A 9,435-nucleotide genomic window follows, 5' to 3' on the forward strand; every position below is an offset into this window, starting at 1 on the left:
AAATATGTGGTGAAACGCATCGATGCGTGTTCGAGCTGCTAGCTGCTCGCTGCAGGCCGCAGGTGCCATTCTGGCATGGATCCCAGAAAAAATCCGTGGCCGCCGTCATTGACGAACGCGCCAGTAACTTCGGGCTAGCCCCGTAAGCGGCGTTTGATCCGGGCCAGCATCGCCGACATCCCGCGCAATCGCAGCGGACTGATCAGCGCGGCCAGACCCAGCGCGGAGTAGAAGTCGTCGGGCACGGCCAGGATGTCCTCGGCGGACTGCCCGTCCAGCCCGGCGGCCAGGATCGACGCGAAGCCGCGGGTCGTCGGGGCCTCGGCGGGTGCGCTGAAGTACAGCCGGACGTGCTCGCGATCGGTGGCGTCGACATCGAGGAAAAGCGGCGACTGGCATTCGGGGACCGGCTCCATGGCCGCTTCTTCCAGATGACCGGGCAACGCAGGAAGCTCATTAGCGAACTCCAGCAGCAGCTGCAGCTTGTCCTGCCCGGTGACCTCGCCGAACTCGCCGACGACCTCGGCGAGCGCCGCGGGCATCGTCATCGCGCTGCGGGTGCCGCGCCGGGCTCGGGGCCGGTGGCCACCGGGACCCGCACCGCGTTGCCCCATTCGGTCCACGAACCGTCGTAGTTGCGCACGTTCGGCAGGCCGAGCAGATGGGTCAGCACGAACCAGGTGTGGCTGGAGCGCTCACCGATGCGGCAGTACACGATCGTCTTGTCGTCGGCGGTGAGGTGGCCGTACAGCGCGTCGAGTTCGGCCCGGCTACGGAACCGGCCGCTGTCCTCGGCGGCCTTGGCCCACGGGATCGACACCGCGGTCGGGATGTGTCCGCCGCGCAGCGCACCCTCCTCCGGGTAATCGGGCATGTGGGTGCGCTCACCGGTGTACTCCTGCGGTGAGCGGACGTCGATCAGCGGCTGCTCGCCGAGCGCGGCGAGCACATCCTCACGGAAGGCGCGGATCGCGCTGTCATCGCGCTCGACCACCGGATAACCCGAACTCGGCTTGTTCGGCACGTCCAGGGTGGTGTCGCGGCCGTTGCTCACCCACAGATCGCGGCCACCGTCGAGCAACCGGACATCGGGGTGGCCGAACAGCGTGAACACCCACAACGCGTAGGCCGCCCACCAGTTGCTCTTGTCGCCGTAGATCACCACCGTGTCGTCACGCGAGATGCCCTTACGGTCCATCAGCTCGGCGAACTGGGCGCCGTCGATGTAGTCACGCACGGCCGGATCGTTCAGATCGGTGTGCCAGTCGATCTTCACCGCGCCGGGGATGTGGCCGGTGTCGTAGAGCAGCACATCCTCGTCGGATTCGACGATGGCCAGCCCGGGGCGGCCGAGGTTGGCGGACAACCAATCCGCGGTCACCAGGCGTTCGGGATGCGCGTAGGCGGCGAGGGCAGGGTCTGGATCGGCAGGCAGCGACACGCCAAAGAGCCTACTCATGTCATGCCCGGAGGTCGCATGCTCGGGTGACCGATCACCGGTCGCGCAGACAGTCCTGCGCCGCGACCAGCTCGGCACGCATGTTCCGGCGCATCATCTGGCATGCCGCTTCGGCCAGCGCGGGGTCGATGTGGGCCACGGCATCGGGCGGCACGATGACGTCGTAGTGCCGTACATAGGCGTCCAGCGCGGTGTAGAGCACGCACTGTTCGGTGACCTGTCCGGTGATGATCACCTTGTCCACGCCAAGCCGGTTCAGCAGGTGATCCAGCGGCGTGGCGTAGAAGGCGCTGTGTCGAACCTTGTGCAGCCGCAGGCAGTCCTTGGTGGGCAGGATCGGTTCGACCAGTTCGGGATGCGCGCCGTCGCGTGCGTCGCGCACGATATCGTCCCAGACCGCGGTGAAGTCCCCGTAGTTGTCGTTGACGTAGATGACGGCGGCGTCATCGCGGGCGCGGGCCCGGTGGATGAGGTCGCCCAACGGTTCGATGATCTGGGCGGCGCTGGCGGCCAGCGGCTCGGCATCGGGATGGCGATAGTTGTTCATCATGTCCGTGACAAGGACGGCGGTGTCAGGCATGGCGGGGTGATACCCGAGGCCGCGAGATCCAATACAGGCGATTCCGGCTGTGCGCTAAGCGCCCAGGTTCGCGATGGCGGCGTCCAGTGCCGCGGCCTGTTCGGTGAGCTCATGCTCGGAGGGATCCGCCGAACCAAGCGTCTCCACGAGCTGCGGGCGCGACGTGCAGGTCAGCCCGCCGCTGAATTCGTCGGAATCCAGCGCCGCGCGCGAGATCACGGCGGTGCGGCCTTCGACGAGGACCAGCAGGGCCTCGGCGTCAGCGGAATCGAGCAGTCGGCGGATGTCATCGGGGGTGATCGTCATGACAGGGCTATGCCCGGCCCGCCGCCGATCATGCATGCCAGATATGCCGGCGGCCGAGGGGGTTCAGGCGTCCACGTCAGCTTCGGCCGGTGAATCCGTTGTCCCGCCACAGCGCGGCCACCGATATACCGAGCCCGGCCAACAGTTTTCGCAACAGCGGCAGGCTGATGCCGATCACGTTCGACGGGTCACCCTCGATCCGGTCGACGAACCAGCCGCCGAGCCCGTCGAGGGTGAAGGCGCCGGCGACGTACAACGGTTCTCCGGTGTCCAGGTAGGCCTGCAGCTCGGCATCGGTGGGCGAGCCGAAATGCAGTGTGGTGGTCCCGGTCCGTTCTGCCCGGCCTGCCACCGCACCAGCGACAACCCGCAGCACGGTGTGGCCGGTGTGCAACAGACCGGTCCGGCCCGCTGATGCCTGCCACTGCCGTCGAGCGGCCGCCGCGGTCCCCGGCTTACCGGTCAGCACGCCGTCGATCTCGAGCATCGAATCGCAGCCCACCACAACACAATCGGCGGCAATCGCGGGATCGAGCAGCTCGACGACACGCTCGGCCTTGGCGGCGGCCAGTGCGGCGACCACCTCAGGCGGGCCCGAATCGGACAGTGCCGCGATGATGGCGTCCTCATCGACATCGGACACCACGACCAGCGGGTCGACCCCGGCCGACCGCAGCACTGCGAGCCGGCCGGAGGAGGCCGACCCCAGGACCAGGCGCGTCGTCACCTGCGCATGTGGGTCCGCTCCAACAGCGTGATCCGCTGCCAGGAGTGGCTCTGGTACCGCAGCTTGTCCACCGGGTGGCCCCACAGATTGAGCTCCTGCGGGCCCGGTTCACCCGGACCGGTTCCGCCGGCCGCCGACAGCACCGCGACCAGGGCCGCCAGCTCCTCGTCGGACGGCTCGCCCTTGACCACCCGGAACTCCGGCACCGGGGGCGCCGGGTTGTCGATGGTCATATCGCGCGGATCGCTGACTTCGACGATATCGACGTCGTGGCTCATGAAAGTCCTTCTCGCAGAGGGCGTGTCGCGGGTTGGTCCGAAGACTCTACAGCGGGATGTTGCCGTGCTTCTTCGGCGGCACCTGGCTGATCTTGCGCTCCAGCAGGCGCAGCGAGGTGGCCACGTAACCGCGGGTGTGCGACGGTGGGATGACCGCGTCGACATAACCGCGCTCGGCGGCGATGTACGGGTTCACCAGGGTGTCCTCATAGGACTGCTGCAGCTCCAGGCGCAGGGCGTCGACATCCTCACCCTCTTGGGCCGCCTTCTTCAGCTCCTGGCGGTAGACGAAGCCGACCGCGCCGGAGGCGCCCATGACGGCGATCTGGGCCGTCGGCCAGGCCACCACCACGTCGGCGCCCATGTCCTTGGAGCCCATCACGCAGTACGCGCCGCCGTAGGACTTGCGGGTGATCACGGTGATCTTGGGCACGGTCGCCTCGCCGTAGGCGTACAGCAGCTTGGCGCCGCGGCGGATGATGCCGTTGTACTCCTGGCCGGTGCCCGGCAGGAACCCCGGCACGTCGACCAGCAGCACGATCGGGATGTTGAAGCAGTCACAGGTCCGGATGAACCGGGCGGCCTTCTCCGAGGCGTTGATGTCCAGGCAGCCGGCGAACTGGGTCGGCTGGTTGGCCACGATGCCGACGGTGCGCCCGTCGACCCGGCCGTAACCGACGATGATGTTCTGCGCGTAACCGGCCTGGATCTCCAGGAACTCGTCGTCGTCGAGGATGCGCGAGATGACCTCGTGCATGTCGTAGGGCTGGTTCGGCGAGTCGGGGATCAGGGTGTCGAGCTCGATGTCCTCATCGGTGAGGTTGTCCTCGATGGCGCCCGGGTGCGGCGGCGCCGGGTAGCGCGGCGGATCGGCGTAGTTGTTGGCGGGCAGGTAGCTCAGCAGGTCACGGACATAGTCCAGGGCGTCCTGTTCGCCGGAGGCCACGTAGTGCACGGTGCCGGACTTGGACATGTGGGTCTGGGCGCCGCCCAGCTCCTCCATGGTGACGTCCTCGCCGGTGACGGTCTTGATGACATCGGGACCGGTGATGAACATCTGGCTGGTCTGGTCGACCATGATGACGAAGTCGGTCAGCGCGGGGGAGTACACGTGGCCGCCGGCCGCGGCGCCCATGATGAGCGAGATCTGCGGGATGACGCCCGAGGCCTTGATGTTGTTGTGGAAGATCCGGCTGTACAGGCCGAGGGAGACCACGCCCTCCTGGATGCGCGCGCCCGCGCCGTCGTTGATGCCGATCAGCGGGCGGCCGGTCTTGATGGCCAGTTCCTGGACCTTGACGATCTTCTCGCCGTAGACCTCACCGAGGCTGCCGCCGAAGACGGTGGCGTCCTGGCTGAAGATGCAGACCTCGCGGCCGTCGATGGTGCCGTAGCCGGTCACCACACCGTCACCGAGCGGGCGGTTGGACTCCAGTCCGAAGTTGGTGCTGCGGTGGCGTGCCAGCGCATCGAGTTCGACGAAGGAATCCTCATCCAGCAGTGCGTAGATGCGTTCGCGGGCGGTCAGCTTGCCCTTGGCGTGCACCTTCTCGACCGCGGCCTCACCGACCGGGTGCAGCGCCTCTTCGGCGCGCTTGCGCAGGTCGGCCAGCTTGCCGGCCGTGGTGTGGATATCGATTACGTGCTCTGCCGCCGGCTCGATAGTGCTCGTCATGGGTAGCGATGCTAGCTGTACTTCTAAGAACTGCATAAGAGAGGTCGCAGTTAGGCCATCGTGTCTCCTCCGGCGGCGAAGCTGATCCGGTGCCGACGACCGATCAGAACCGTGACTGCATCGCCGCCATGCTGCTCGATCGCCGCGGCGATACCCACCCCGGCCTGCGCACTCGTGAACAGGACTGGACCTGGGACGAGGTGGTTGCCGAATCGGTTGCCAGGGCCCGGCTGGGTCGGGCGCTGTTGGCCGACAAGCCCGACATGGCGCCGCATATCGGGGTGCTGCTGCCCAATGTCGCCGACTTCGTGTTCTGGTTGGGCGCCGCGGCGCTGGGCGGGATGACCGTGGTGGGAATCAACCCGACCCGCGGGGACGCCGAGATGGCGGCCGAGATCGCTCACGCCGACTGCCAGCTGATCATCACCGACTCCGAAGGCGCCACCCGACTGGCGGCGCTGGGTCTGGAGCTGCCGGCGGACCAGATACTCGTCGTCGGCGACGCGTCCTACCGCGCCATGCTCGATGCGCATCGGGGCGACCCGGCGCCCACCGGTCCCGACACCGTGGGCGCAGACACCCTGATGCTGTTGTTGTTCACCTCCGGGACCACCGGTGCGTCCAAGGCGGTGCGCTGCACGCAGGGTCGGCTGGCCCGCATCGCCTACGCCGCTCGCGACAAGTACGGCCACCGGCGTACGGACGTCGAGTACTGCAGTATGCCGCTGTTCCACGGCAACGCGATCATGGCGCTGTGGGCGCCCGCGCTGTCGGTGGGGGCGACGGTCTGCCTGGCGCCGTCGTTCTCCGCGTCCGGATTCCTTTCCGACGTGCGCTATTTCGGAGCCACCTTCTTCACCTATGTCGGCAAGGCGCTGGGATATCTGATGGCCACACCCGAGCGTGACGATGATGCCGACAACCCACTGGAGCGTGGATTCGGCACCGAGGCCTCCCCGGACGATCAGGTCCGGTTCCGGCGTCGGTTCGGCGCCGAACTCCACGAGGGTTACGGTTCCAGCGAGGGTGGCGGGGCGGTGGTCCTCGCCCCAGACGCTCCCGCGGGAGCACTGGGCCGCCCCGCGCACGACGGCGTGGCCATCGTCGACCCCGTGACGCTGCGTGACTGCGCGCCCGCGCTACTCGACGGCGTCGGACGCGTACGCAACCCCGACGAGGCGGTCGGCGAGATCGTCGACAAGTTCGGCACCCGCAGCTTCGAGGGCTACTACAAGAACGACGCGGCCGATGCCGAACGCATCCGACACGGCTGGTACTGGACCGGGGACCTCGGCTACCTCGACGAAGCCGGGTTCATCTATTTCGCGGGCAGATGCGGGGACTGGATCCGGGTGGACGGCGAGAATCTGTCCGCCCTCACCATCGAGCATGTACTGCGCCGCCACCCCGCAGTGATCGCTGCGGCGGCCTATGCGGTGCCCGACCCGCGCTCCGGCGATCAGGTGATGGCCGCCGTCGAGGTGGCCCGGCCCGCGGATTTCGACGCCGCGGCGTTCGCCGAGTACCTGAGCGGCCAGCCCGATCTCGGGGCGAAGGCCGTCCCGAGACTGCTGCGGGTCTCGGCCCGGCTACCGATGACCGGTTCCAACAAGATCGTCAAACACGAGCTCCAGCAACAGTGTTGGCGTACCGACGAGGATGTGTACCGATGGTCGGGACGCCGGCCGGTGGTGTTCGAGCTGCTCGACGCAGAGGGCAGACATGCCCTGGATGCGGAGTTCGGCGACCACGGCAGGCAGGCGCGCGCCTGAGCGGTGTCGGGCGATCTCGCCGCAGCCGGGAAGCGAACGTGCTAGGCAGATCTGATGACCGATATCCGCGAGATCGACGCCGGCGCCGCGATGACGAGGTTCGCCCGTGGCTGGCACTGCCTCGGGCTGGCCGAGACCTTCCGCGACGGGCGACCGCACGGTATCGAGGCGTTCGGTTCCAAGCTGGTGGTCTTCGCTGATGCCGCCGGGGCCCTGCACGTGCTCGACGCGTACTGCAGGCATATGGGCGGTGACCTCTCCCGCGGCTCGATCAAGGACGACACGCTGGCCTGTCCGTTCCACGACTGGCGCTGGCGTGCCGACGGTAGATGCGCGCTGGTGCCCTACGCCAAGCGGACCCCGCGGCTGGCGCGCACCCGCGCCTGGGAGACCCGCGAGGTCAACGGGCAGCTGCTGATCTGGCACGATCCCGAGGGCTCGACGCCGCCCGCGGAGCTGCTGCCGCCGACCATCGAGGGCTATCCCGAGGGGCAATGGTCGCCGTGGCAGTGGAACTCGGTAGTGATCGAGGGTTCGCACTGTCGCGAAATCGTGGACAACAACGTCGACATGGCGCATTTCTTCTACATCCACCACGCCTATCCGACGTACTTCAAGAACGTCATCGAGGGGCACACCGCAAGTCAGTTCATGGAGTCCAAACCCCGACCGGATTACATCGCCGACCCCGAAAAGATCTGGGAAGGAACGTATCTGCGATCGGAGGCCACCTACTTCGGTCCTGCGTACATGATCAACTGGTTGCACAACGACCTGGCGCCAGGATTCACCGTGGAGGTGGCGCTGATCAACTGCCACTACCCGGTGTCCCATGATTCGTTCGTCCTGCAGTGGGGTGTGGCGGTGCAACAGATGCCCGGCCTGTCCGCCGACAAGGCCGCCAAGCTGGCCGGCGCGATGAGCCGGTCCTTCGGCGAGGGGTTCATGGAGGATGTCGAGATCTGGCGGCACAAGACCAGGATCGAGAACCCGCTGCTCACCGAGGAGGACGGTGCGGTCTATCAACACCGCCGCTGGTACGAGCAGTTCTACGTCGACTCCGCCGATGTCACCACCGATATGACCGACCGGTTCGAGCTGGAGATCGACACCACCCACGCCTATGGGATCTGGGCCGAGGAGGTGGCCGAGAATCTGGCCGGGCTGGCGCAGGCCGGTCGCGGTTCGACTGCGTAACGGGGCATGCACCGGCCAACGGCCCTGTCTTTGCCGACCCGATCGGGTCGGCTGGCGGGTGCCGGGTCTGCGTGGTGAACTGGGTCGGCTAACGTCACGGGGGCACCCCGGCGTCGAGTGAAAGGGCTGACGAGTTTGAGCCTGCAGGCGGCGCCACGTGGCGAAGCGGTGCGGTGTTCGCTGGGCGACCCATCAGCAATTGACGCTTTTGATAAATTTCGGGGCGTTCACATGCACCGCCGCGGTCGGTGTGCCGGCTATTCAGGAGGATTCGTTCGTGTCTGACGACCGCAGCGGAGCCCCGCGGCGTTTCGACGGTGTCGACGGCCCGCGGGTGGCGATCGCGCACGACTACCTCACTCAGCGCGGTGGCGCCGAGAAGGTGGTGCTCTCGATGAGCAAGGCCTTCCCCGACGCACCGATCTACACGCTGCTCTACGACCCGGCGGGCACCTATCCCGAGTTCGCCGAGCGCGATGTGCGGGTGTCCCCGCTGAACCGGATGTCGCTGTTCCGCAAGCACCACCGGGCCGCGCTGCCGGTACTGCCGTTCGCGGCCAGTGCGATGTTCGTCGACGCCGACGTCGTGGTCACCAGCAGCAGCGGCTGGGCGCACGGGTTTCGTACCAACGGCGCCAAACTGGTGCACTGCCACACGCCGGCGCACTGGCTCTACGCACTGGAGCACTACCTCAAACCCGACGGCGACAAACTGAAGCGGGCCGTGTTGAAGGTCGGCTCGCCGGCGCTGCGGTCATGGGATCAGCGCGCCGCCACCACCGTGGACCGTTACCTGGCGGTCTCGACCGCCATCAAGGATCGGATCCAGACCGCCTACGGTATCGACGCCGGTGTGCTGCCGTCGCCGATCTCCATGCGCCCGGATGCCCCTGCCGAACCCGTGCCCGAGGTGGCGCACTGGCTCACCGATGGCGGTGAGCCCTTCTATCTGTGCGTCTCTCGCCTGATGGCCTACAAGAACGTCGACGCCGTCATCGGCGCCTTCGCCCACAGCGACCGCCGGCTCGTCGTCGTCGGGCACGGACCGGAGGCGGCCCGGCTAGAACGGCTCAAAACGCCCAACGTCGCGCTCCTCTCGGCACTGACCGACGGACAGATGGCCTGGCTGTATCAATCCTGCCGGGCACTGATCGCGGCCAGCTACGAGGACTTCGGGCTGACGCCCATCGAGGCCGCGGTATCGGGCAAGCCCAGTGTGGTGCTGCGGTGGGGCGGATTCCTGGACACCGTCGTCGAAGGCAGCACCGGGGTCTTCTTCGACCGGCCCGAGCCCGCCGCCATCGCCGAGGCGCTGGACCGCTTCGAAGCCGGTGAGTTCGACCCCGACCGGTTGCGGGCCCACGCCGAGCGCTTCACCGAGGCGCGCTACGCGGAGTCGCTGTACGCCGCCGTCGACGAGATCGTGACCCGAACCAGGTGA

10 protein-coding genes are annotated in these 9,435 nt (G+C 67.4%); 3 read left to right on the forward strand and 7 right to left on the reverse strand.

Annotated features, from left to right (window positions below; translation table 11 throughout):
• Window positions 1-134: 134 nt before the first annotated feature.
• From IC40_RS0111195 to IC40_RS0111225, 7 genes are all read right to left on the reverse strand, one after another.
• Window positions 135-548: a SufE family protein gene (locus IC40_RS0111195; RefSeq protein ID WP_036469711.1), complete on the reverse strand. Its 414-nt coding sequence runs from the start codon at window positions 546-548 to the stop codon at window positions 135-137.
• Window positions 545-1,441 (reverse strand): sulfurtransferase, encoded by an 897-nt coding sequence (locus IC40_RS0111200; RefSeq protein WP_030134800.1) that lies wholly within the window; start codon window positions 1,439-1,441, stop codon window positions 545-547. The genes IC40_RS0111195 and IC40_RS0111200 overlap by 4 nt, the downstream gene beginning before the upstream one ends.
• 52 nt (window positions 1,442-1,493) lie before the next feature.
• Window positions 1,494-2,039 carry a cysteine hydrolase family protein gene (locus IC40_RS0111205; protein ID WP_030134801.1) on the reverse strand — a complete coding sequence of 182 codons (546 nt, stop codon included), beginning with the start codon at window positions 2,037-2,039 and terminating at the stop codon, window positions 1,494-1,496.
• A 54-nt stretch (window positions 2,040-2,093) separates the two neighbouring features.
• Entirely contained in the window at window positions 2,094-2,345 is a 252-nt protein-coding gene (locus IC40_RS0111210; protein ID WP_030134802.1) for a hypothetical protein, read from the reverse strand.
• A gap of 76 nt (window positions 2,346-2,421) precedes the next feature.
• Entirely contained in the window at window positions 2,422-3,072 is a 651-nt protein-coding gene (locus IC40_RS0111215) for a Maf family protein (protein WP_030134803.1), read from the reverse strand.
• Window positions 3,069-3,350 (reverse strand): acyl-CoA carboxylase epsilon subunit, encoded by a 282-nt coding sequence (locus IC40_RS0111220; protein WP_019514751.1) that lies wholly within the window; start codon window positions 3,348-3,350, stop codon window positions 3,069-3,071. The genes IC40_RS0111215 and IC40_RS0111220 overlap by 4 nt, the downstream gene beginning before the upstream one ends.
• A 46-nt stretch (window positions 3,351-3,396) precedes the next feature.
• On the reverse strand, window positions 3,397-5,025 hold the full coding sequence (locus IC40_RS0111225) for an acyl-CoA carboxylase subunit beta (RefSeq protein ID WP_030134804.1): 1,629 nt from the start codon (window positions 5,023-5,025) through the stop codon (window positions 3,397-3,399).
• 128 nt (window positions 5,026-5,153) lie between these two features.
• On the opposite strand from IC40_RS0111225, the gene casI reads away from it, so the two are divergent.
• The 3 genes from casI (at window position 5,154) to IC40_RS0111240 (ending at window position 9,435) form a co-directional block, all read left to right on the forward strand.
• Entirely contained in the window at window positions 5,154-6,797 is a 1,644-nt protein-coding gene (gene casI, locus IC40_RS0111230) for a steroid-22-oyl-CoA synthetase (RefSeq protein WP_036469848.1), read from the forward strand.
• A gap of 54 nt (window positions 6,798-6,851) precedes the next feature.
• Window positions 6,852-7,994: a 3-ketosteroid-9-alpha-monooxygenase, oxygenase component gene (locus IC40_RS0111235; protein WP_030134806.1), complete on the forward strand. Its 1,143-nt coding sequence runs from the start codon at window positions 6,852-6,854 to the stop codon at window positions 7,992-7,994.
• Window positions 7,995-8,271: 277 nt separating this feature from the next.
• Window positions 8,272-9,435 (forward strand): glycosyltransferase, encoded by a 1,164-nt coding sequence (locus IC40_RS0111240; protein ID WP_042509996.1) that lies wholly within the window; start codon window positions 8,272-8,274, stop codon window positions 9,433-9,435.

Origin of the sequence: Mycolicibacterium neoaurum ATCC 25795 (genome assembly GCF_000691525.1) — a bacterium.
Taxonomy (GTDB): Bacteria; Actinomycetota; Actinomycetes; order Mycobacteriales; family Mycobacteriaceae; genus Mycobacterium; species Mycobacterium neoaurum.